This window comes from Arsenophonus sp. aPb, from assembly GCF_029873475.1.
In the GTDB taxonomy this organism is placed as follows: domain Bacteria; phylum Pseudomonadota; class Gammaproteobacteria; order Enterobacterales; family Enterobacteriaceae; genus Arsenophonus.
The window spans coordinates 2,873,472-2,896,094 of the sequence record NZ_CP123499.1; the positions used below are offsets into that span (position 1 = coordinate 2,873,472).

23 protein-coding genes are annotated in these 22,623 nt (G+C 38.2%); 15 read left to right on the top strand and 8 right to left on the bottom strand.

Annotated elements, in window-relative coordinates:
* Positions 1–215: 215 nt before the first annotated feature.
* The 9 genes from QE177_RS12900 (at position 216) to fis (ending at position 8,148) form a co-directional block, all read left to right on the top strand.
* On the top strand, positions 216–1,193 hold the full coding sequence (locus QE177_RS12900; protein WP_280550264.1) for an MDR family oxidoreductase: 978 nt from the start codon (positions 216–218) through the stop codon (positions 1,191–1,193).
* A gap of 184 nt (positions 1,194–1,377) precedes the next feature.
* Positions 1,378–1,875 (top strand): type II 3-dehydroquinate dehydratase, encoded by a 498-nt coding sequence (aroQ, locus tag QE177_RS12905; RefSeq protein ID WP_280550266.1) that lies wholly within the window; start codon positions 1,378–1,380, stop codon positions 1,873–1,875.
* An 18-nt stretch (positions 1,876–1,893) separates the two neighbouring features.
* Positions 1,894–2,364, top strand: a complete 471-nt coding sequence (accB, locus tag QE177_RS12910) for an acetyl-CoA carboxylase biotin carboxyl carrier protein (RefSeq protein WP_280550268.1) — start codon at positions 1,894–1,896, stop codon at positions 2,362–2,364.
* Between the two features lie 11 nt (positions 2,365–2,375).
* Entirely contained in the window at positions 2,376–3,722 is a 1,347-nt protein-coding gene (gene accC / locus QE177_RS12915) for an acetyl-CoA carboxylase biotin carboxylase subunit (RefSeq protein ID WP_280550270.1), read from the top strand.
* Between the two features lie 126 nt (positions 3,723–3,848).
* On the top strand, positions 3,849–4,091 hold the full coding sequence (locus tag QE177_RS12920; RefSeq protein WP_280550272.1) for a YhdT family protein: 243 nt from the start codon (positions 3,849–3,851) through the stop codon (positions 4,089–4,091).
* Entirely contained in the window at positions 4,081–5,529 is a 1,449-nt protein-coding gene (gene panF / locus QE177_RS12925) for a sodium/pantothenate symporter (RefSeq protein WP_280550273.1), read from the top strand. Before QE177_RS12920 ends, panF begins: the two co-directional genes overlap by 11 nt.
* A gap of 26 nt (positions 5,530–5,555) precedes the next feature.
* Positions 5,556–6,443 carry a 50S ribosomal protein L11 methyltransferase gene (prmA, locus tag QE177_RS12930; RefSeq protein WP_280550274.1) on the top strand — a complete coding sequence of 296 codons (888 nt, stop codon included), beginning with the start codon at positions 5,556–5,558 and terminating at the stop codon, positions 6,441–6,443.
* Positions 6,444–6,859: 416 nt separating this feature from the next.
* Complete coding sequence (gene dusB / locus QE177_RS12935) at positions 6,860–7,885, top strand: tRNA dihydrouridine synthase DusB (RefSeq protein WP_280550275.1); 1,026 nt, start codon at positions 6,860–6,862, stop codon at positions 7,883–7,885.
* Positions 7,852–8,148 carry a DNA-binding transcriptional regulator Fis gene (fis, locus tag QE177_RS12940; protein ID WP_032115641.1) on the top strand — a complete coding sequence of 99 codons (297 nt, stop codon included), beginning with the start codon at positions 7,852–7,854 and terminating at the stop codon, positions 8,146–8,148. The genes dusB and fis overlap by 34 nt, the downstream gene beginning before the upstream one ends.
* Before the next feature lie 284 nt (positions 8,149–8,432).
* On the opposite strand, the gene QE177_RS12945 is transcribed toward fis, so the two are convergent.
* The 6 genes from QE177_RS12945 to ftsY all read right to left on the bottom strand — a co-directional run bounded on the left by QE177_RS12945 (position 8,433) and on the right by ftsY (position 14,708).
* The gene (locus QE177_RS12945) at positions 8,433–9,941 is read right to left on the bottom strand and encodes an AAA family ATPase (protein WP_348519913.1); all 1,509 of its coding nucleotides are present in this window, start codon (positions 9,939–9,941) and stop codon (positions 8,433–8,435) included.
* A 77-nt stretch (positions 9,942–10,018) separates the two neighbouring features.
* Positions 10,019–10,393, bottom strand: coding sequence for an ATP-binding protein (locus QE177_RS15715; RefSeq protein WP_348519914.1), 375 nt, complete (start codon positions 10,391–10,393; stop codon positions 10,019–10,021).
* A gap of 362 nt (positions 10,394–10,755) precedes the next feature.
* Positions 10,756–11,613, bottom strand: a complete 858-nt coding sequence (rpoH, locus tag QE177_RS12950) for an RNA polymerase sigma factor RpoH (protein WP_026821336.1) — start codon at positions 11,611–11,613, stop codon at positions 10,756–10,758.
* Between the two features lie 227 nt (positions 11,614–11,840).
* Positions 11,841–12,800, bottom strand: a complete 960-nt coding sequence (gene ftsX, locus QE177_RS12955; RefSeq protein WP_280550279.1) for a permease-like cell division protein FtsX — start codon at positions 12,798–12,800, stop codon at positions 11,841–11,843.
* A complete protein-coding gene (gene ftsE, locus QE177_RS12960; protein WP_026821334.1) occupies positions 12,793–13,458 on the bottom strand; it encodes a cell division ATP-binding protein FtsE in 666 nt (221 codons plus the stop codon). Before ftsE ends, ftsX begins: the two co-directional genes overlap by 8 nt.
* 5 nt (positions 13,459–13,463) lie before the next feature.
* Positions 13,464–14,708, bottom strand: coding sequence for a signal recognition particle-docking protein FtsY (gene ftsY / locus QE177_RS12965; protein WP_280550282.1), 1,245 nt, complete (start codon positions 14,706–14,708; stop codon positions 13,464–13,466).
* A 213-nt stretch (positions 14,709–14,921) separates the two neighbouring features.
* Between ftsY and rsmD the strand changes: the two genes are divergently transcribed.
* Together rsmD and QE177_RS12975 are read left to right on the top strand one after the other, a co-directional pair.
* A complete protein-coding gene (gene rsmD, locus QE177_RS12970; RefSeq protein ID WP_280550283.1) occupies positions 14,922–15,500 on the top strand; it encodes a 16S rRNA (guanine(966)-N(2))-methyltransferase in 579 nt (192 codons plus the stop codon).
* A gap of 16 nt (positions 15,501–15,516) precedes the next feature.
* Positions 15,517–15,792 carry a DUF1145 family protein gene (locus QE177_RS12975; protein WP_280550284.1) on the top strand — a complete coding sequence of 92 codons (276 nt, stop codon included), beginning with the start codon at positions 15,517–15,519 and terminating at the stop codon, positions 15,790–15,792.
* Positions 15,793–15,839: 47 nt separating this feature from the next.
* Here the strand turns inward: QE177_RS12975 and QE177_RS12980 are convergent, their stop codons facing one another.
* Entirely contained in the window at positions 15,840–16,205 is a 366-nt protein-coding gene (locus tag QE177_RS12980; RefSeq protein ID WP_280550286.1) for a DUF2500 domain-containing protein, read from the bottom strand.
* 98 nt (positions 16,206–16,303) lie between these two features.
* Between QE177_RS12980 and QE177_RS12985 the strand changes: the two genes are divergently transcribed.
* Positions 16,304–16,933 carry a lysoplasmalogenase family protein gene (locus QE177_RS12985; protein WP_280550288.1) on the top strand — a complete coding sequence of 210 codons (630 nt, stop codon included), beginning with the start codon at positions 16,304–16,306 and terminating at the stop codon, positions 16,931–16,933.
* A 143-nt stretch (positions 16,934–17,076) separates the two neighbouring features.
* Positions 17,077–19,434 carry a zinc/cadmium/mercury/lead-transporting ATPase gene (locus tag QE177_RS12990; protein ID WP_280550290.1) on the top strand — a complete coding sequence of 786 codons (2,358 nt, stop codon included), beginning with the start codon at positions 17,077–17,079 and terminating at the stop codon, positions 19,432–19,434.
* Positions 19,435–19,547: 113 nt separating this feature from the next.
* Here the strand turns inward: QE177_RS12990 and tusA are convergent, their stop codons facing one another.
* Positions 19,548–19,796, bottom strand: coding sequence for a sulfurtransferase TusA (gene tusA / locus QE177_RS12995; RefSeq protein ID WP_280550291.1), 249 nt, complete (start codon positions 19,794–19,796; stop codon positions 19,548–19,550).
* Positions 19,797–19,994: 198 nt separating this feature from the next.
* Between tusA and QE177_RS13000 the strand changes: the two genes are divergently transcribed.
* Complete coding sequence (locus QE177_RS13000; protein WP_280550293.1) at positions 19,995–20,666, top strand: 7-cyano-7-deazaguanine/7-aminomethyl-7-deazaguanine transporter; 672 nt, start codon at positions 19,995–19,997, stop codon at positions 20,664–20,666.
* A 530-nt stretch (positions 20,667–21,196) separates the two neighbouring features.
* Positions 21,197–22,549, top strand: a complete 1,353-nt coding sequence (glpT, locus tag QE177_RS13005; RefSeq protein ID WP_280550294.1) for a glycerol-3-phosphate transporter — start codon at positions 21,197–21,199, stop codon at positions 22,547–22,549.
* Positions 22,550–22,623 lie beyond the last annotated feature (74 nt).

Genomic DNA, 22,623 nt, shown 5'->3' on the forward strand with positions numbered 1-22,623 from the left:
TGTAAATATTAATTCTGCACGTAATTATTTATAGAAGAAAAAATTTTTTTACAACTAACTATAATAAACCCGTATTCTGCCTGATAACTCCCTATTGGCGCTAGTAAAAAAACCATATTTACAATTTATTTATCATTGAGACTTTTATCCCCGCTGAAATAACGAAAATAACTTTATACTGAAGAATCCATATGCAAATTTAAAGGCCACAATTTATGAAAGCGCTGCTATTAGAACAAGAAAATCAACTATTAAAAGCCAATATAAAATCGATCGACGACACACTTTTGCCTTCGGAAGAGGTTACTGTAGATATTTATTGGTCTACACTAAATTACAAAGATGCTTTAGCTATTACAGGTAAAGGAAAAATTATCCGCCAATTCCCGATGGTACCAGGTATCGATTTTGCCGGTATTGTTAAATCTTCAACAGATGCAAAGTTTAAAACCGGCCAACAAGTTTTACTGACTGGTTGGGGAGTTGGTGAAAACCATTGGGGTGGATTAGCAGAACAAGCCCGAGTGCCAGCCAAATGGTTAACAGCTATTCCTGAAAAAATGACGATGCGACAAGCCATGATAATCGGTACCGCTGGTTTTACCGCCATGCTTTGTATAATGGCTTTGGAAGAAAACGGAGTAACCCGTGATAAAGGCAACATTCTTGTGACTGGCGCTAGTGGTGGTGTTGGTAGTACCGCAATACAACTTCTTGCTAAACTTGGCTATTCTATCACCGCAGTAACTGGTCGAGAAAGTAATATCGATTATTTAAAAGCGCTTGGCGCTCAGCAAGTGCTGCTACGTAAAGAGTTTACTACAATACCTCATCCTTTAGAAAAACAGCGCTGGGCAGGTGCTATTGATACTGTTGGCGGCAATATTTTAGCAACGGTTATTTCACAAATGCGCTATTCAGGTACTGTAGCAGCCTGTGGTCTGGTCGCTGATATTATGTTATCAACAACGGTGATGCCTTTTATTCTGCGTAATATAAGACTGCAAGGGATCGACTCTGTAATGGTTCCAACGATAAAACGCCCACAGATTTGGCAACGGTTAGCCAATTTATTACCTGACAGTTTTTATCAATTAGCAACAACCGAGATCCCGTTAGAGAAAGTGATTGATTATGCTGATAAGTTATTCAACAACCAAATCACTGGCCGAACACTGGTAAAAATACGTTAACTGGTTAATATTCGAGACAACTTTGCTGATTAGACTAAAATTTTGCTGCTAATTGCTATGAAATGTTTATAATATCGCTCTTTGTCGTCAAAATAAACGTTTCCATTATGAGAAAAAGATGACAAACTATTAGCATCGAGTTATGTTGTCAAATTATCAATTATCAGTCGGAGATACCCGCAAAATGACAAAAAATTTCCACATTTTGCTGTTAAATGGCCCAAATTTAAATATGCTGGGGACGAGAGAACCATTATTCTATGGTGCTGTTACACTCCAGGATATTGTCAACCAAACGAGCCAAAAAGCAAAACAATTAGGATTTAAATTAAGTCATTTTCAATCTAATGCGGAACATGAGCTTATTAATGAAATCCATCAGGCTCAAGGAAAAGTAGACTTTATATTGATTAACCCAGCAGCATTAACACATACTAGTGTGGCATTACGAGATGCAATATTAAGCGTCGCCATTCCTTTTTATGAGATCCACCTTACTAATATTTATGCACGTGAACCATTTAGGCATCACTCTTATCTCTCCGATATTGCAAACGGCGTCATTTGTGGCTTTCGAGCTGACAGTTATATTTTTGCATTAGAAGCTGCGGTGAGATTCTTGTCAAGTGTTGAAGAATTAGAAACCATTGATGAACCTCAACCTAATAAATGTAAAGAATAAAAAATACGGAATTAACTTATGGATATTCGTAAAATTAAAAAATTGATTGAGCTTGTTGAAGAATCTGGCATTTCTGAACTAGAAATTTCGGAAGGTGAAGAATCAGTGCGTATTAGCCGTACAATCGTGCAGAATTTACCAACTTTACAACAGTATATGGCAGCACCCACCACTCATCAACCAGCTTTAGCAAACGCCATAGCACCTTCTCAAATTTTACCTGAAACAACCAATGAGAAAAAAGCAGAAATCAGTGGTTATACTGTTCGTTCACCAATGGTTGGTACCTTCTACCGAGCGCCCAGTCCAGAAGCAAAACCATTTGTTGAAGTCGGACAAACGGTTAAGCTAGGAGATCCTCTATGTATTGTTGAAGCGATGAAAATGATGAATCAGATCGAAGCTGACAAGGCGGGTGTAGTTAAAGCAATTCTTCTGGAAAATGGAGAAGCAGTTGAATTTGACGAGCCATTGGTTATCATCGAATAACGAGGCATCCTATGCTTAAAAAAATTGTTATCGCCAATCGTGGCGAAATCGCTTTACGCATCTTACGTGCCTGTAGAGAACTAAAAATAAAAACTGTCGCCGTGCATTCTGCCGCTGATCGCGACTTAAAACATGTATTACTTGCTGATGAAACCGTCTGCATCGGACCTGCCGCCTCAGCTGAAAGTTATCTTAATATTCCAGCAATCATCTCGGCAGCAGAAATTACTGCTGCAGAAGCTATTCATCCTGGTTACGGTTTTCTATCTGAAAATGCCGACTTTGCCGAAAAAGTAGAACGCTCTGGTTTTATATTTATTGGTCCTAAACCAGAAACCATTCGTCTTATGGGCGATAAAGTTTCTGCCATTGAAGCCATGAAAAAAGCCGGTGTTCCATGTGTTCCTGGCTCAGATGGACCTTTAGGAAATGACATCAAAACCAATAAAACGATTGCTAATCGAATTGGCTACCCGGTTATTATTAAAGCCTCTGGTGGTGGTGGTGGCCGCGGTATGCGCGTTGTTCGTAATGAAAGTGAGCTAGAACAAGCTATTACCCTGACGCGCGCTGAAGCAAAAGCGGCCTTTAATAATAGTATGGTTTATATGGAGAAGTTTCTGGAAAACCCACGCCATATTGAAATTCAAGTACTTGCTGATGGCCAAGGCAATGCGATTTATTTAGCCGAACGTGATTGCTCAATGCAACGACGTCATCAAAAAGTCGTTGAAGAAGCGCCAGCGCCAGGTATAAAAGTTGATATGCGTAAGAGCATTGGTGAGCGCTGCGCAAAAGCTTGTCTTGATATCGATTATCGTGGTGCCGGTACCTTCGAATTCCTTTATGAAAATGGCGAGTTCTACTTTATTGAAATGAATACGCGTATTCAAGTCGAACACCCTGTGACGGAAATGATCACTGGGGTTGATCTGATTAAAGAACAGTTAAGGATTGCTTCTGGCTTACCTCTATCTATTAAACAAAAAGAGGTTAAAATTCATGGACATGCAGTAGAATGCCGAATTAATGCCGAAGATGCCAATACCTTCTTGCCAAGTCCGGGTAAAATTACTCGCCTCCATATTCCTGGTGGTTTTGGTATACGCTGGGAATCACACATATATGCGGGTTACACAGTTCCACCTTACTATGACTCTATGATTGGTAAGTTGATTACTTATGGTGAAACCCGCGAAATTGCTATTCTTCGGATGAAAAATGCCTTATCTGAATTAATCATTGATGGCATTAAAACTAACATAGAATTACAACAAAAAATTATGGATGACAGCAATTTTTTCAAAGGTGGTACCAATATCCATTACTTGGAAAAAAAACTGGGATCATCGGAATAAACTTTTCTATTTACCTTTCATTGTAATAGGGTACTGAATGTACCCTTATTTTTGATAACTTTTCTGAATATAATCTATAACCAACATACAAATCCTCAGATTAAATTTTTACTACCAGGAGAATCAATGGACAAACGTTTTCTGCAATCCAACAAAGAAGCTCGTTGGTCAGTTTTTCTTACCGTTGCTTATTTATGTAGTTGGATTATGACTGCCTACCTGCCCAGTGAAAAAGTGGGTATAACAGGAATGCCATTATGGTTTGAACTTTCATGTTTATATTTACCGCTGATTTTTATTTTACTTTGTATCTTAATGGTTAAATTTATTTTTAAACAAATGTCATTGGAAGATAAAGATGCAAATTGAAATCCTCTTACCACTTATCGGTTATTTATTATTGGTTTTTTTACTATCTATTTATGCCTATCAGCGACGCCAAAAAGGCGAATTTTTGCATGAACACTTTCTAGGTAATCGCTCTATGGGTGGGGTTGTTTTGGCGATGACTATCACCGCAACCTATATTAGTGCGAGTTCTTTCATAGGTGGTCCTGGGGCAGCCTATAAATATGGCCTTGGCTGGGTGCTACTTGCCTTAATTCAGGTGCCTACTATTTGGCTCTCGCTTGGCGTTTTAGGTAAAAAATTCGCCATCTTAGCGCGTCGCTATCATGCAGTAACACTTAATGACATGCTGTATGCTCGTTTTCAAAGCCGTTTACTGGTATGGATCGCTAGTATTAGTTTGCTTGTCGCTTTCTTCGGTGCTATGACGGTTCAATTTATCGGCGGAGCTCGTCTGCTAGAAACAGCGGCAAATATTCCCTATGAAATAGGGTTATTAATATTTGGCATCTCGATTGCACTTTACACTGCCTTTGGTGGCTTTAGAGCCAGTGTTCTTAATGACACCTTACAAGGCTTTGTTATGTTACTAGGAACAATTATTCTGCTAGTTGCTACTGTTCACAAGGCGGGAGGCCTGGCCGCGGCAACAGAGGCACTAAAAGCGATTGATCCCAAACTGATTACACCACAAGGGGCTGATGATATCTTTAGCATGCCATTTATGGTTTCTTTCTGGGTTTTAGTCTGTTTTGGGGTTATTGGCTTACCACATACTGCTGTCCGCTGCATTTCCTATAAAAATAGCCAAGCGATGCACCGTGGGATCATTATCGGCACTATTGTAATGGTTATTTTAATGTTAGGAATGCATTTAGCAGGAGCATTGGGTCGAGCCATTTTACCGAACTTAACTATTCCGGATCAGGTGATCCCAACATTAATGATCACGGTTTTACCTCCATTCGCCGCAGGAATTTTCCTTGCAGCCCCAATGGCTGCCATTATGTCAACAATTAATTCACAATTGCTTCAATCTTCAGCAACTATCATAAAAGATCTATATTTAAATATTGCACCAAATGAGATAAAAAAAGAAAAAAAATTAACCTGGATCTCAAGTGCTTCTACCCTCATTCTTGGTGCTTTATTACTATTAGCCGCCTGGCACCCACCGCAAATGATTATTTGGTTAAATTTACTGGCTTTTGGTGGATTACAAGCTGTTTTTCTATGGCCATTAATACTCGGACTTTATTGGGAAAGAGCAAATCGTTTTGGTGCGTTAAGTTCAATGATCATTGGTGCCCTCTCTTACACACTATTTACCGCGTTTGATGTTAAAATTTTAAATTTTCATCACATCGTACCATCACTATTATTGAGTTTGATTGCTTTTTTAATTGGTAATTTTGTAGGTGAGAAAAAATTATTATCTACATCGATAAAAATGAGCTAATAACCCACGATTTCAAGAGAATATTTATGCCCTGGATACAAATACGTCTGAATTCAACAGCCGATCATGCAGAAGCCTTAAGTGATATATTAACGGAAGCCGGAGCGGTTTCTGTCACCTATCAGGATAGCTATGACAATCCTGTTTTTGAACCCCTACCGGGTGAAACTCGTCTTTGGGGAGATATGGATGTTATTGGTTTATTTGATGCAAAAAGCGATATGGAGCAGGTTATTAATCAACTTGCAAGTCACTCTTTATTGGGTAAAAATTTTGTGCATAAAATTGAACAATTAGAAGATAAAGATTGGGCGCGTGAATGGATGGATAATTTCCATCCCATGCGTTTTGGACATAAATTATGGATTTGTCCTAGCTGGTGTGATACGCCGGATCCCAACGCTGTTAATGTCATTTTGGATCCTGGTTTGGCGTTTGGTACCGGTACACACCCTACCACATCACTCTGTTTAGAATGGCTAGATAGCTTAAATTTGAAAGATAAAACGGTTATCGATTTTGGTTGTGGCTCAGGCATACTGGCCATTGCCGCACTTAAGCTAGGCGCAAAGAAAGCCATTGGTATTGATATCGATCCACAAGCTATCCTTGCTAGCCATAACAATGCTGAACAAAATAATGTCGCCGATAAATTAGTTCTTTATTTGGCAAAAGATCAACCGAAAGATTTAAAGGCGGATATTGTTATTGCTAATATCTTAGCGGGCCCCTTACGCGAATTAGCAGGCGCAATCGGTGGGTTAACCAATCCAAATGGTCTACTTGGACTATCTGGAATATTAACCAGTCAGGCTGAAGCAGTTATAACTACCTACCAACAACAGTTTAATATAGATCCGATAATAGAAAAAGAAGGCTGGTGTAGAATAACAGGGATAAAAAAAGCAGATTAACCTTAAGCGGGATTAGCGTAATACATGCGCATCCCGCTAATAAAATTTTACCAGTAATCTATTTTGGAAAAATCACAAAATGATAACGGCCACAAATCTAATAATGTTTATTGTTTAAGTGAAATAATATCTTTTGAATAACCATAATAAAAATAATTATTGAGGTTGATTTTTATACAATCAACAGAGATAATCTAACCTAACAAGGAATTTACGATAAAGAATAACAAAATTTGAAAACAAATCAGAAATTTTCATTATCTTGATTTTTATGAATATTATTTGTAATCAGAAAAAATCAAGCTAAAATTTTTCAAAGAAATATCAATTTGCTCAAAGTTTGTCCTTTCATATCTCGTAAAAAATGCGTAATATACGCGCCCTTGCAGTCACAGGATGGTCTTCTTTTATCGCCTATGTATATTGGTCAATATCAGATAAAAAACTGCCTCGTTGCAGCACCAATGGCAGGTATCACCGATAGGCCTTTCAGGTCATTGTGTTACTCAATGGGTGCTGGTATGACAGTTTCGGAGATGCTGTCTTCCAATCCACAGGTTTGGAAAACAGACAAATCCAGATTGAGAATGATCCATAGTGATGAATTAGGCATTCGTTCTGTGCAAATTGCAGGTAGTGATCCCGATGAAATGGCAGCAGCTGCACGAATTAATGTTGCAAATGGTGCTCAGATTATCGATATCAATATGGGTTGCCCTGCCAAGAAAGTGAACCGTAAGTTAGCAGGTTCAGCATTATTGCGCTATCCGGAGCTGATTGAGAAAATTCTATTAGCTGTTGTGAATGCGGTTGATGTTCCTGTTACATTAAAGGTTCGCACTGGTTGGTCACCTGAAGAACGGAACTGTATAAAAATAGCCCAACTGGCCGAACGTTGTGGTATTCAAGCTGTAACTATTCATGGTAGAACTCGTGCCTGTTTATTTAATGGTACAGCTGAATATGACAGTATTCGAACAGCTAAGCAAAATGTTACTATTCCTATTATCGCTAACGGCGATATTACTGACCCGCTTAAAGCTAGAGCAGTGCTTGACTACACTGGGGCTGATGCCTTAATGATTGGTAGAGCTGCTCAAGGAAGACCCTGGATCTTTCGGGAAATCCAGCATTACCTGGAAACAGGTGAGTTACTGCCACCTATGCCTATTGCTGAGGTGCAGTGCTTAATGCAAGCGCATGTTAAGGAGCTGCACGACTTTTACGGTCCAGGCAAAGGAATCCGCATCGCACGCAAGCATGTCTCTTGGTACTTAAGAGAACATGCACCTGATGACCAGTTTCGGCGCACATTCAACACCATAGAGGATGCCAGTGAACAGCTGGAGGTGTTGGAGGCATATTTCGAAAAATTTTGCGTAAATCAAAGAAAAGAGCTGACAGAACTATGTTCGAACAACGCGGAAATTCTGACGTACTAACCGTTGCTACTGTAAATTCACAAGATCAAATAACTCAAAAGCCATTACGTGATTCAGTTAAACAAGCACTGAAAAACTACTTTGCCCAACTTAATAACCAGGATGTCAATGACTTATATGAATTAGTATTGGCTGAAGTGGAAAAACCATTATTAGATATGGTAATGCAATATACCCGTGGAAATCAGACCCGTGCTGCATTAATGCTAAGTATCAATCGTGGAACGCTACGTAAGAAATTGAAAAAATATGGTATGAATTAACTATAGGTTATTAACATACTGATTAAAAAGCACTTTTATATTTTATTTAAGTGCTTTTTGTTATTGTTTATACAAATATTTATACATCTATAACCGAACAGTTTTACAAACTTGCTATAAGACAAAAATATTAATCCAAAACTAAGGATAATATTGCTGGCAGCTATTAATTAACTTATGACTCCTTGCCCTTTGGTTCTCAGAAACAAGGAGCCGTAATTATGGCTACTATTAAGTAGAGGCCAGAAACCTTATAGTCTGGGAAATAGCCAATATTTTTAAAGTTACTCATCCAGCACCGTATAACCTTGTTTTGGTGAATGTGGCTTATTTGGAAAAGCTAAACTCAGCACTCCTTTATCAACCATTTCTTTTAAATGACTTTGACGCAAATTTTGAGGAGTACGACTGGTTAATCGACTCAAAATAGATATAGCAACATAATGTCCTTTACATAACTGAATTAAAACATTTCTCATTTCATTCGATGTAAGCCTTTTCTTTTTTATAGGCAATTGTGCTAGTTGAAAAAGTTGCTGTTTGAAGTCGGGAGATAAAACATCAAGATCATCAACAAAAGGTCTATCTAGCAACTTACTAATAAGCCTGCCATTATTATCCCTATTATCTATCTCAGTATTCACGGTGATGTTTTCTGTGCCGCTATCCGTTAAGCTTCCTCCGTTATGCGTTAAGTTGGTAGCAGAAATGATCGAATTAGAAAACACTTCTTCAGGTGTTGGAATTCCCATTCCCGGTAGTGAATATGACTTATCACGTTTTTCCCCACTAGAAACTAAAAACCCCTTAGTTTCTAATCGAGGTAAGGCTAAGGTAACGTCTCTGGGATGTTTACTGGTTAATTGACAAGCTCTGGAGTGATTTATCCAGCCCTCAATTGCAGCCGTACTGACAATCATTCTTTCAAAATCATCAAGCTCATTAAATTTCCCTGAAAATTTATCTTGTAAGAGATCTGCTATATGTTCGGGAATTAGGCTCACAGTCGAAAGTTTTAACAATGTTTGCTCTGATGGTGACAATGTTTCATATAAATTAGGGGTTATCCAATTCACAGATTGCCACCCACTATATATTTTAGGGATACCTGAACCCGCCCGTTCACTAGTACCAATATTTAAAAACATTTGATGCATACGCCGATTACGGCAATCACTATCACCACCTTTTATTGCGATCTCTTTCGGTACTCTCATTAACCCAGGATTTCTAAAACCAAACATATCTGGCCGTTTTACAACTAATATAGATGCTGGCCCGGTAAAATCAGCGTGTACTAATGTATTTACAAGAGCTTCCCTTAAAGATACATGTATTTGAGTATCCCCTTTTCTAACCCCATCCTTGATTTCAAAAGGAATTTTTAGATCAGTGATTAATTTACGATATACCCTACGATAAAAATCAAAAACATTACCAGACCAAGTACCATCAGGACATAACCTATCAATCCATCTTTTCTCTGTTTTAGCTTCAGGCCGTTCTTGATAATCCACAAAATAATTAGGAGCGGCATCCTGAATTGCTTGCCAAGTTCCAAACATCAAAACCCCTGCCAGAGTTAGTCCCTCCTCACCTGTTTGCCTATCTTTTTTCCAGCCACCAATTTTTTGTAGAAACTCTAGCGTGGTTAATTCTAAGAAGGGATGTTGAGGCTTGGAAATTGCCAACAATTGCTTATATGCACTTAAAGTTTCAATATCAATATCGTTCAAATCAAAACCTTTCAATATCTTATCATCGCGGCTGTCTTCAACCTGTTCCGCTAGCATTCTTTTAACTTCTTCTTTTGAACACTTAATATCAGCTTCACCTAACCGCTTATAAGTATTATCTATAGGGTTATTTTTTAAAAAATGGGTTTTTGTTGACGTAATGCCTGCGGGATCCTAATAGCTACAATTTGTTTGCCATTAATATTGAACTCATGAAAATCTTTTAAACTTAATAGGTTATAGCTAACTTTAGAATGATTATTTAAAGTATCAAATAGCTCTTTTTTTATTTTAGCTACATTATTTATACCTACAGGCAAAAATGAATTATCTTGCTCTTTCACACCTAAAATAATATATCCACCATGAGTGTTAGCCATCGAACTATATGTAGGCCAAAACTCTTTTGGTAGTTTACCTTTCCCATCCTGGCCTTGAGCTTGTTTAAATTCAATTTCTTCAGACTCAGCCAAAGCTTGTATATCCAATAAATCAGTAAGTTGAATCATTTTTATCCTGTTTTTTTAATAGAAAACAAGCAACAACATATAATAACGAGCATTAATATATTCTATCATCATTAACCAACTTGTTATTCATACATGTTCCAATGAAATATATTTAATATAAACACGCGCAGAACATCATTGACAGGTAAAAATTAGATAATATTTAGGAAGTAATGAGACAAGCGCTACTTATACATTGCAAAAAAGGCGTTTACCTTACTGGTAAACGCCTTTTTATTTAACAGGTAACAAATCAAAATAAATTTGCCATTAACTTTCAACAACTTTTTATAAAGTTATTGCCAAGCTTTAAATCGGCCAAATTTCAGCTAGATTTTTATATCATGCTAGTGTGGCTTATTTTAAGCCTCCATCACTAAGCGCAGTTTTTTCATGGCATTTTTTTCTAATTGTCGAACGCGTTCCGCAGATACACTATATTTATCGGCTAAATCCTGTAAAGTAGTTTTGTTCTCGTCATCAAGCCAGCGCGCACGAATGATATCCTGGCTACGCTCATCTAAGGTGGACAGTGCCTGCGTTAATTTATCAGTAGCATGGTTTTCCCAATTATCTTCCTCAATGCTATCGGCAAAATCAGAAGATTTATCCTGTAGATATAAAACCGGTGCAATAGTCGTATTTTCACCACTATCATCATCGTCATTCATGTCGAATGCCATATCTTGTGCAGCCATTCGCGATTCCATTTCGCGAACATCCTTGCTGGTTACACCTAGCTCCTTGGCGACCATATCAACTTCATTTTGATTAAACCAACCAATACGTTTCTTATTCTTACGCAAATTGAAAAAAAGTTTACGTTGAGCTTTGGTGGTTGCAACTTTAACTATCCGCCAATTACGCAATACATATTCATGAATTTCAGCTTTGATCCAATGGACGGCAAATGAAACTAAACGTACGCCAACTTCAGGATTAAAACGACGAACAGCCTTCATTAGGCCAATATTACCTTCTTGGATCAGATCCGCTTGTGGCAATCCATAACCTGAATAATTACGCGCGATATGAATAACAAAACGTAAATGAGAGAGAATAAGCTGTTTAGCCGCATTTAAATCACCATGATAATGCAGCCGTTTTGCATATTCTTGTTCTTCCTCTGCTGTTAGCATCGGATAAGCATTAGCTGATCGCACATAAGCTTCGATGCTACCTTGTGGAATTAATGCTAATGATTGCATATCTTTGGTCATTGATATCCTCTTTGAATTCAATAAACTAAGAGTTAGTTCTAAATATAAAGTTTATATTTGAGCAGAATTTCACTGCTCAGTGATTAATCTGATATCGAGTAGTTTACCACTGCTTGGTATCGAAGAAAATTGCCTTGACTAAAATTACATTGAACTTTTAACTTCGACATAATGACAGCATAAAAGTTCAATATTGATTATCCAATCACTTTTTCTGCTGAAAATGATCACTCTGGCGTGAAACGTCTTAAGTGTTGAGCGGTAGCGAGCCAAGCTGCTAACCAGCCAATCATCGCGGCAACCAGTATAATTAATAGCACTTCATCCCATAAAAGCCCTTGTATATGAAATGTAGTACCAAATACACTCGCTACTTGTGTAACGATATCGGTTAGTTGCCATACCAATAATGCAGAAAGTATTAATGAGAGTAAAGCACCCAAAAATCCCAGTATAATACCACCATTTAAAAAAGGACGCATAATAAAACCATCTGTCGCCCCGATCAATTTCATGACATTAATTGTATCCCTACGGGCAAAAATATTTAATCTTATGCTATTGCCTATCACTAAAAACACCGCCATAACCATTAAAATACCAATCACCAATGCAATATGTCCTATCAACCCCGTTAATGCTGCTAAACGGGTAAACCAACTATCGTCCATGCGAACATCTTCAATTCCAGCTAACTGACCTACTTTATTACGCAGGTTCATCAAGGATTGTGAATTTTGAAAATCAATTTTAGGCGTGACAATTGCTACTGCGGGTAAAGGATTTTCTTCCAATAGGTCTAATGCTGTACCAAATCCTGACCAATTGCGAAACTCAATCATGGCTTCTTCCCGCGACAGGTAATTCACACTTTTAACACCATCTAATTGCCTAAGTCCCGCGACTGTCTGTTCAGCACCTTTTTCATCCAAAGATTTATCCAAATAAACAGTTAACTGGGGTGTGGGGTACCATTGTTGCGCTGCTTGTGAAACATTTTTCCAAACAATATAACAAAGACTGGGCAACGTTATTGAGATCGCGATAACAGCCACCGTTAAAAGCGTAGCCAAAGGCTGACGTAACATATCTGCTAATGTATTGAGCCAAGCATAGCGCCATTGCTCTCGCCACCCTCCTTTCAATGCCTTGGCTTTGGCTGTTTTATGGATAGGTTTTTTAGCCATTCTGACCTCCTATCATTCTTCCCTCGTTTAATGTCAAAATAGCATAATGACGACGCGCGATAAGCTCAAGATCATGAGTGGCAACTAAAACTGTTACACCAACGCGATTGAATTCTTCAAATAAGCGCATGATACCTTCAGATAATTCATCATCCAAATTACCCGTTGGTTCATCTGCTAACAATACACTAGGCTTATTAACAATTGCACGAGCTATACCTATCCGTTGCTGTTCTCCACCTGATAATTGAATTGGATAACTTTTCGCTCTATTAAGTAATCCCACTTTATCTAGCGCAGCAGAAACTCGTCGACGAATATCCTCAGAACTGGCACCGGCAATAATTAGCGGCATAGAAACATTGTCGTAAACGTTTCTATCAAATAATAAATGGTGATCTTGAAAAATCATGCCTATCTGTCGACGTAAAAAAGGAACTTCCCTTTTTTTTAACCGACTAATGTGGTGACCACCAAACCAAATATGACCAGTACTGGGGCGTTCAATACCACAAATTAATTTTAATAAGGTACTTTTCCCTGCCCCCGAATGACCGGTAAGAAATGCCATTTCTCCAGGATGAAGATGAAAATCAACGCCCTGGAGTGCTTGCTTACCACCACGATAAGCTTTACTAACATGTTCAAAGCGAATCATTGATATTAATCCTCTCGGACAAAAAGCGCCTCGATGAAATCATGAGCTACAAATGGCCGGAGATCATCAATGCCTTCACCAATCCCAATATAACGAATTGGGATCTTAAACTGATCAGCAATAGCGAAAATCACGCCACCTTTAGCTGTACCATCAAGTTTAGTTAAAATAATACCAGTTAAACCCACTGCCTCATGAAAAATTTTAGCCTGATTAATTGCATTTTGGCCAGTACTCGCATCTAACGTTAACATCACTTCATGAGGTGTATGTTGATCAAGTTTTTGCATAACTCTGACAATTTTTTTCAACTCCTCCATCAAATGCGCTTTGTTTTGCAATCGTCCGGCAGTATCTGCAATCAATATGTCGATCCCTTTCGCTTTCGCCGACTGAATGGCATCAAAAATAACTGATGCAGGATCGGCGCCAGTCTGCTGAGCAACAACCGGGATATTGTTACGCTCTCCCCAAACTTGCAATTGTTCAACCGCCGCTGCCCTAAATGTATCTCCAGCCGCTAACATTACCGATTTACCTTCTGCCTGATATTGACGGGCTAACTTACCAATTGTAGTGGTTTTACCCACCCCATTAACACCAACCATCAATATTACATAAGGTAGCTTATTTTCTATAACCAATGGCTTCTCAACACCAGATAAGATATTGGCCATTTCTTCGCGCAATTTGCTATAAAGCATCGCAGCATCATTCAACTCTTTACGATTAGCATGGGTAGTTAAACTATCTATAATCTTGCGTGTTGTTTCTAGTCCCACATCAGCGATTAAAAGTTGTTCTTCCAATTCATCAAATAGATCATCATCAATTTTTTTACCGCGAAAAAAACCAACAAAACCGACGCCCATATTCTGCCGCGTTTTTAATAAACCCCGCCTTAACCGTGAAAAGAAATTCTCTTTTGTCGGTTTTTTTTGCTGTTGTATCGGCGGTGTTTTATTCTGTTCATCTATTTCTTGCAAAGTGACTGTCTGTTCACTAAGTGTAATAATTTCTGTGGCTTTAACGTCTACTGTTTGGTCTTGACTATTTTCTTCTTCCGCTGGTTGAGACGGCACCTTTTCTGCTTTAACCGACGGCTGTGATATCTCTATTACATCTGTCAACCCTTCAGCATTGTCTTCTACTCTCGATTCAGGTTGTTGCTCTGTCTCTTTTTGTTGCACTTCATTTTCAGATCCTAACCCTAGCCAGGAAAAAAAACTTTTTTTTCTCTTTTTAGCCATCTGCCATTACACTCCTAGCGGTAAAAATGTGGTGTTACTAATGTAAATAATAAAAATATGTTGGCAGTGTATCATTTGATTTGATTGCAACACATATCTGACACCTATTTCATGTTAAATTAGCGATAATTTTCATGTTGTACATACTGTCGATAAACATTGGTATTATTATCACCTATATTAACAAACTGTAATGACTAAACTATGTAAATTATGGCAAGAAAAATACAATCTGCACCACGTGGCCAAATTCGTATCATTGGCGGGAAATGGCGAGGACGAAAACTACCTGTTTTTGATAGTGAGGGCTTACGCCCCACAACAGATAGAATCAGAGAAACTTTATTTAATTGGTTAATACCTGTTATTCAAGAGGCTCGCTGTCTTGATTGTTTTGCTGGTAGTGGCGCTTTAGCTATTGAAGCGCTTTCTCGCTATGCCGCTTCCGCTACCTTAATTGAATTAGAGCGCCCGGTCGCAACACAACTTGCGACCAATCTAGCTAAATTAGAGGCAAAAAATGCGCAAGTGATTAATAGCGATGCATTGAACTATCTGGCACAGGCAGGCACAGCCTATGATGTCATTTTTCTTGATCCGCCTTTTCGTAAAGATCTATTGCAAAAAACAGCCTTGCTATTAGAACAAAATGGTTGGTTAACCGAAAATTGTTGGATCTATGTTGAGGCAGAAACAGAGGCTAATTTAGCCATGTTACCTAAAAATTGGCAGCTTCATCGTAAAAAAGTTGCAGGACAAGTTGCTTACTGTCTTTATATTCGTCATCAATGATTAACTGGAAAATATCATGTTAATAAATGCTGGAAAATTATTAATGGTTTTTGTTTGGGGGTTTATGATTTTTAATTTAATCCATCCGTTCCCTAAACCATTAAAATATTTTATCGATGTGGCAATGATATTTATGATTTTTATGCATGCTATGCAAGCCATTTTTTTGCAAGCCGCTTTTGCAAAAACTGAAAAACATCCTCGTTGGCTGCAAATGAAAATCTTTCTATTTGGCGTCTTTGAACTTTTAGCCTGGCAGAAAAGACAAAAAACGGACAAATTGCAACAATAAACCACGAGTGATTACAAGGGCCGTGCATTATTGGCTGATAAGATTAGTTATTTTGCATTGGCTTTAACTTCAAAGCGAACAAATCTTGTTCCCTGCATATAAAGTATACCTCTATCCCCTTTTTTTATCGCATTATATTCCCTTTCCTTTTTAACAAAAATCTTTATCACCTCACTAACTGATAGTCGCTGAAAATAAATTTCATACCGAAAAGTTTCAGGAGTAACAATCTCACGTTGACGAGAACGCATATTTGGATAGGGATAATCTTTCTTATCAATGACCTCAACTGGATAACTGATAATCGGCGAATTATCATTAATTACATTTTGTCGACGTTGATCAAAAAAACGTTTCGTCGCTAACATAATAATGATAATAATGGTAATAACGAATATAACCGATTTATTCACAATATTTTCCAAGCGTTCATTATTCATGTAACTATTATTGTCTATCCTCTAATAGGATCAATAATTTCTAATTAATCTTTTTAGCTAGTGGGGAAATCATGATCAGTTGGCCATTTCTTGCTGTGTTATTTTCTGGTTGGCTCTATATTGATGCTGCCTATCGCGGTCCGCAATGGCAATGCTGGTTGTTTCGGCCAGTTACGCTATTATTGCTAGTATTTTGGGCCTGGAGTGCCGATATTACTGATGCTTCCGGCTACCTTATCATGGCGGGACTATTCATGATGCTCATAGCTGATGGCTGGCAAATGCTTTCTAGTGAACGCTTATTACCCGCTATTTTCTTGCTATCTCTCAGCTTCCTGCTTTATACCATCAGTTTTGCTATGCAGATGAATTTCACTTTCTACTTGCCATTACTAGCTATCTTGCTGATCCTTAGTGTCATTGTATTAATTATAATCTGGACACCGGTTGGGTCACTACGGGCGCCTGCCATTTTTCTATTAGCAATGTCATTTATTATGGCATGGATAGCAGGTGAACAATATTTCGGCTTAGCAAGAGAACATAATTTCTCCATTATGATAGGTGCATTTTTACTTTTTATTGCTAACAGTATTTGGCTTATTGCCAACTTTCGTTATCCATTTAAAGCTTCTAAAGCGACAATTACCGCTTGCTATTTGATTGGTCAATTTTTAATTGTACGCTCGCTTTACTTATAAGTCTGATTGACAACAATTATTCCATTAAATAGCATTTTTTATCAAAAAAACTCCTCTTTTATGTTTGACTTTAGAGTTAACTCTAAAGTGTAGAGTAGATCACAGAAAAGAAATATTAAGTGAGTGCATTAAAAGGGGATACTATGTGTGCACATACTCATAAACAACATAAGCATACTGCACAATGTTGCACAATAAACGGTAGCTGCAGCGATAAAAAGAAAGTTAGTGGTCACAAACAAAGCAAAAAAACAGTATCTCTATCAGCAAAACAGACAGCTGAGGAAGAGCATCACTCTGAGAGAAGTAATACTAATCTTACTAATCAGCATGTATGCAAAGATACCAATAAACATAACTGCATAAGTGAGCATTCACTTACATCCAAGGAAAGTAGTGCCTTTACACCCAGAGGAAAACAGCGCTTCCATTGGATTGTCAGCGGAATGGACTGCGCAAGCTGCGCGCGTAAAATTGAAATAGCCGTCAGTAAGATCAATCATGTTAAACAAGTAAAAGTGCTATTTACAACCGAAAAATTGATTGTCGATGCTGATGATGATGTTCGTGATGATGTTATCAAAGCTGTGCAACAAGCTGGCTTCAAATTATATAACCTCAACACAGCTGAATCAGCAGTAAAAAACCGGAAAAACAATCCATTTAGTCAATCTAAGCCTATCATTATTTTAATATTTTTAATGTTAATCAGCTGGGGGATTTCCTTCATTGATGTAAAAATAGGACAAATTGCTTTTATTCTAACAACATTATATGGACTCTATCCGATCACAGTTAGAGCAATACAGTTGATACGTTCAGGTACTTTTTTTGCGATAGAAACACTAATGAGTGTGGCAGCAATAGGCGCATTATTTATTAATGCCAGCGAAGAAGCCGCGATGGTACTGTTGTTATTTATGTTAGGAGAAAGATTAGAGTCATATGCAGCAGGACGCGCACGCCGAGGCATCAGTAGTTTAATGGCCCTTATTCCTGAACAAGCGTCGCTAATTAAAAATGGTGTAAAGACCAATGTTCCTGTCTCAACACTGCAACCAGGCGATATTATTGAAATCGTTCCCGGTGGCCGTTTACCAACCGATGCTGAATTACTAAATGAATTTGCCAGTTTTGATGAAAGCGCACTAACGGGTGAATCAATACCTGTTGACCGAAAAACTGGCGAAAAAGTACTAGCAGGCGCACTTTCCATCGATCGTGCTATACAAATGAAAGTGATATCCGAACAAGGTCAAAATGCAATCGATCGGATTATGATATTAATTGAGGAAGCTGAAGAGCGCCGCGCACCAATTGAACGATTTATTGATCGTTTTAGCCAAATTTACACGCCTATTATTATGTTAATCGCTATATTGGTTATTATTATTCCACCGCTATTTTTTGCTCAACTTTGGGATATATGGCTCTATCGTGGTCTAACTTTGCTGTTAATCGGCTGCCCTTGTGCCTTGGTGATCTCTACTCCGGCGGCAATTACTTCTGCCCTTGCCGCAGCAAGCCGTCGAGGTGCACTGATTAAAGGGGGCGCAGCTTTAGAACAATTAAGTTCAGTCACCCAAGTTGCCTTAGATAAAACGGGTACGCTTACCGAAGGAAAACCGCAAGTTACAGACATCATAACAGCTGAAACCGTGGCTCAGGAAACACTATTGCAATTTAGCGCTTCAGTCGAAAACGGTTCACACCATCCTTTAGCAAAAGCGATTTTGGCCAAAGCTCAAGCACTAGAAATTAATGTTGAACCCGCCCAAAATCATAAAGCATTGGCCGGTATTGGGGTGGAGGGTTATTTGGCAGCTAAACATATTGTGGTAGCAGCACCGAATAAAATCTCTGACGATATATTAACTATAAAATGGCAACACACCGTAAAAAAACTTGAAAATCAAGGCAAAACCGTGGTGGTGGTCTTAGTTGATAATAAGCTACTTGGCATTATTGCGATGCAAGATACACTACGCTCAGATGCGTTTGATGCTGTTAATCAGCTGAGAAAACTTGGTATTAAAACCGTCATGCTAACGGGCGATAACCCACTGGCAGCTAAATCAATTGCCCAAAAAATTGGTTTAGATTATCGGGCGGGGCTCTTACCTGAAGATAAAGTCAATGCAATTATAGCACTCAGTAAAACCGATCATACACTGATGGTTGGTGATGGTATTAATGATGCTCCCGCAATGAAAGCGGCTAACGTCGGTATTGCCATGGGTAATGGAACGGATGTCGCACTTGAAACCGCTGATGCAGCATTAACTCATAATCGGCTAACTGGATTAGCCGAGATCATTATGTTGTCGCGAGCAACCAGAGCCAATATTCGGCAAAACATTACTATTGCCTTAGGACTAAAAGCCATCTTCCTAGTGACTAGTTTATTAGGCATAACTGGCTTATGGATGGCTGTTTTAGCGGATTCCGGTGCCACTGCTTTAGTAACCGCAAACGCACTGCGCTTATTGAAGGCGCGTTAGACAGAATAAATATTTATTAAATATTATTTATATATTGGAGAAAAGAGAGGCATGGTTCAATAGCCTCTCTTTTTCAATATATTATTTTATTTACCACTGTTTCATTTTTAGTATTAATTCACTTTTTTGCGGATCAAATAACGGTAGGGAGGTTGCTGAGTCTCTTCAGCTAAAAGTTGATGTTCCATGAAACGACAAAAGGCAGGAATATCACGGATTGTAGCCGGATCATCAGCAATAATTAATAACGTTTCACCTTCAGCCATCTGACGAACCATTTTTCTTATCATCATAATTGGTTCAGGACAACGTAATCCTTGTGTATTAAGGGTTCGATTTGGGTTAGTAAAAATATCTGACATAGGTATTTCGTTTTAAAGCCTATTCAATAGGTTGGAATTATATTACAAATCAAATAAATTCTCCTGCCATTTATTAAATAAAATAGATAAGAAAACTTTATTATTCATTTTGCTTTTATCTTATCTCAGGAGTATGATGCGCTGCGTAAATGACATTATCATGGGTTCCCTCACCCCATTTAATCAAAAAGGTATAATATGTTCGAATTAACGCCACAACAGCGAATTAAGGCACTCATCTGGCTTTCCTTTTTTCATATTTTGATAATTACCTCTAGTAATTATCTGGTACAACTGCCGATTACCATTTTTGGCTTTCATACCACATGGGGAGCATTCACTTTTCCTTTCATTTTTTTGACAACCGATCTAACTGTACGTATTTATGGTGCTTCTCTCGCTCGACGGATTATTGCTGCGACTTTGCTGCCGGCGCTTTCTATCTCCTACATTCTATCGGCACTTTTTTACCAAGGACAATGGCAAGGGTTTATTACACTAAATGAATTTAATTTTTTTGTTGCCCGTATTGCGCTAGCAAGCTTCATGGCTTACGCTTTAGGCCAAATTATGGATATTTTCGTGTTTAATAAATTACGTAATTATCGTCGTTGGTGGATTGCACCGACTGCTGCAATGTTTTTCGGTAATCTACTAGATACGATTGCTTTCTTTTTCATTGCATTTTATCGCAGCACTGACCCTTTTATGGCGACAAACTGGGTGGAAATTGCTTTAGTCGATTATAGCTTTAAGTTATTTATTTGTATGTTATTTTTTCTTCCAGCCTATGGGTTGATGTTGAACTTCATTTTAAGCTACTTCTTCCAGGGTCAACACGAAAAGAATTGTTATCTAGCTAGCAGATAATAATTAAGTTGAATCAAGTCTAAATATGCCTAATTGAATATCTGTTTAACAATAAAACCATCTATTGAGTGGAGAATAACAATGTCCACTCAGTGCAATACCGTGTAAACCACAGAACGCTTAGCAATAATTTCCGTTATAGGGGAGTTGTAGACTGTAATCTGATATTTGATACCGACTAAATAAAAGGTCAGCTATCACAATATAAAACAATTTTTAATCAACAATGTTTATTAAGAAACAAAAACGAGCATTCATAGTGACTTTTGATAGCAGAACTAACAAATTTATGACGAAGTTCACACTTATGCTTGAATAATTAAAAAATTATTTCTATCGCCGATATATATTTTGTCTGTTTACGCACAAATTTATAACATTTTAGCATTCATATGCAGACATATGCATTAACATGAGTTATCTTAGCGCGCGATTAAGAAAGAAGACCGAATAATAACGTCTCACATTTTTCGTTTTAGCAATTGCTTATTACTTGATAGCAATAATTTAAATGCTATCGGAGGGGAATTATGTTAAGTATTTTTAAGCCAGCACCACATAACAAAAGAGTTCCGGCAGATCAAATTGATCCACTTTATCGCCGCCTACGTTGGCAAATTTTCTTCGGTATTTTCTTTGGTTACGCTGCTTACTATCTAGTTAGAAAGAATTTTGCCTTAGCGATGCCTTATTTAATTGAGCAAGGTTTTTCCAAAGGTGATCTTGGTTTTGCGCTATCAGGTATCTCAATTGCTTATGGTATATCAAAATTTATCATGGGCTCAGTTTCTGATCGCTCAAATCCGAGAGTATTTTTACCTGCTGGGCTAATTTTATCCGCTTCAGTGATGCTGATTATGGGCTTTGTGCCTTGGGCAACCTCAAGCATTATGATCATGTTTGTTTTACTCTTCCTATGCGGTTGGTTTCAAGGTATGGGATGGCCCCCCTGTGGCCGAACAATGGTTCACTGGTGGTCACAAAAAGAACGTGGTGGTATCGTTTCGATTTGGAATTGCGCGCATAATGTTGGTGGTGGCATTCCACCTTTATTATTTATATTAGGTATGGCATGGTTCCACGATTGGAAAGCAGCGCTATATATGCCAGCTTTTGCTGCCATTTTAGTTGCTATTATTGCTTTCGCTCTAATGCGTGATACTCCACAATCCTGTGGTTTGCCACCGATTGAAGAGTATAAAAATGACTACCCACCTGATTATACAGATAAAGATGAAAAAGAGCTGACCGCAAAACAGATCTTTATGCAATATATTTTGCCTAACAAACTGCTGTGGATGATCGCTTTTGCTAACGTTTTCGTTTATTTACTCCGTTACGGCGTGCTTGACTGGTCGCCGACTTACTTACGTGAAGTTAAACACTTTGCTATGGATAAATCCTCATGGGCTTATTTCTTATATGAATATGCTGGTATTCCCGGCACACTACTTTGCGGTTGGATGTCAGATAAAGTTTTCAAAGGGAACCGTGGTGCCACCGGCGTATTTTTCATGGCATTAGTAACCATTGCAACCGTTGCCTTTTGGCTCAATCCGCCAGGAAATCCTCATATTGATATGGCTTGCATGCTAATTATTGGATTTTTAATCTATGGCCCTGTTATGTTGATTGGTTTACATGCACTTGAATTAGCCCCCAAAAAAGCCGCAGGTACTGCTGCTGGTTTTACCGGTTTATTTGGCTATCTTGGTGGTTCAGTAGCGGCAAGTGCTATCGTGGGTTATACCGTTGACTATTTCGGCTGGAATGGCGGCTTTATGGTAATGATTGGCGGTAGCTTTCTTTCTGTTATTTTATTGTTTATTGTGATGTTAAGTGAAAATAAACATAAGCGCCAAATGATGGAGCAACATAGCTAATTTTTGTCATAGATCTACTATCTTTAATTAATAAACTCGGCCAAAAGGGGAACTCACTTTATTGCTGATTTCCC

Excerpts from the sequence above, each read along its gene's own strand:
- QE177_RS12900 (WP_280550264.1), top strand. The coding sequence starts at position 216 with ATGAAAGCGCTGCTATTAGAACAAGAAAATCAACTATTAAAAGCCAAT.
- aroQ (WP_280550266.1), top strand. The coding sequence starts at position 1,378 with ATGACAAAAAATTTCCACATTTTGCTGTTAAATGGCCCAAATTTAAAT.
- accB (WP_280550268.1), top strand. The coding sequence starts at position 1,894 with ATGGATATTCGTAAAATTAAAAAATTGATTGAGCTTGTTGAAGAATCT.
- accC (WP_280550270.1), top strand. The coding sequence starts at position 2,376 with ATGCTTAAAAAAATTGTTATCGCCAATCGTGGCGAAATCGCTTTACGC.
- QE177_RS12920 (WP_280550272.1), top strand. The coding sequence starts at position 3,849 with ATGGACAAACGTTTTCTGCAATCCAACAAAGAAGCTCGTTGGTCAGTT.
- panF (WP_280550273.1), top strand. The coding sequence starts at position 4,081 with ATGCAAATTGAAATCCTCTTACCACTTATCGGTTATTTATTATTGGTT.
- prmA (WP_280550274.1), top strand. The coding sequence starts at position 5,556 with ATGCCCTGGATACAAATACGTCTGAATTCAACAGCCGATCATGCAGAA.
- dusB (WP_280550275.1), top strand. The coding sequence starts at position 6,860 with ATGTATATTGGTCAATATCAGATAAAAAACTGCCTCGTTGCAGCACCA.
- fis (WP_032115641.1), top strand. The coding sequence starts at position 7,852 with ATGTTCGAACAACGCGGAAATTCTGACGTACTAACCGTTGCTACTGTA.
- QE177_RS12945 (WP_348519913.1), bottom strand. The coding sequence starts at position 9,941 with ATGCTAGCGGAACAGGTTGAAGACAGCCGCGATGATAAGATATTGAAA.
- QE177_RS15715 (WP_348519914.1), bottom strand. The coding sequence starts at position 10,393 with ATGATTCAACTTACTGATTTATTGGATATACAAGCTTTGGCTGAGTCT.
- rpoH (WP_026821336.1), bottom strand. The coding sequence starts at position 11,613 with ATGACCAAAGATATGCAATCATTAGCATTAATTCCACAAGGTAGCATC.
- ftsX (WP_280550279.1), bottom strand. The coding sequence starts at position 12,800 with ATGGCTAAAAAACCTATCCATAAAACAGCCAAAGCCAAGGCATTGAAA.
- ftsE (WP_026821334.1), bottom strand. The coding sequence starts at position 13,458 with ATGATTCGCTTTGAACATGTTAGTAAAGCTTATCGTGGTGGTAAGCAA.
- ftsY (WP_280550282.1), bottom strand. The coding sequence starts at position 14,708 with ATGGCTAAAAAGAGAAAAAAAAGTTTTTTTTCCTGGCTAGGGTTAGGA.
- rsmD (WP_280550283.1), top strand. The coding sequence starts at position 14,922 with ATGGCAAGAAAAATACAATCTGCACCACGTGGCCAAATTCGTATCATT.
- QE177_RS12975 (WP_280550284.1), top strand. The coding sequence starts at position 15,517 with ATGTTAATAAATGCTGGAAAATTATTAATGGTTTTTGTTTGGGGGTTT.
- QE177_RS12985 (WP_280550288.1), top strand. The coding sequence starts at position 16,304 with ATGATCAGTTGGCCATTTCTTGCTGTGTTATTTTCTGGTTGGCTCTAT.
- QE177_RS12990 (WP_280550290.1), top strand. The coding sequence starts at position 17,077 with ATGTGTGCACATACTCATAAACAACATAAGCATACTGCACAATGTTGC.
- tusA (WP_280550291.1), bottom strand. The coding sequence starts at position 19,796 with ATGTCAGATATTTTTACTAACCCAAATCGAACCCTTAATACACAAGGA.
- QE177_RS13000 (WP_280550293.1), top strand. The coding sequence starts at position 19,995 with ATGTTCGAATTAACGCCACAACAGCGAATTAAGGCACTCATCTGGCTT.
- glpT (WP_280550294.1), top strand. The coding sequence starts at position 21,197 with ATGTTAAGTATTTTTAAGCCAGCACCACATAACAAAAGAGTTCCGGCA.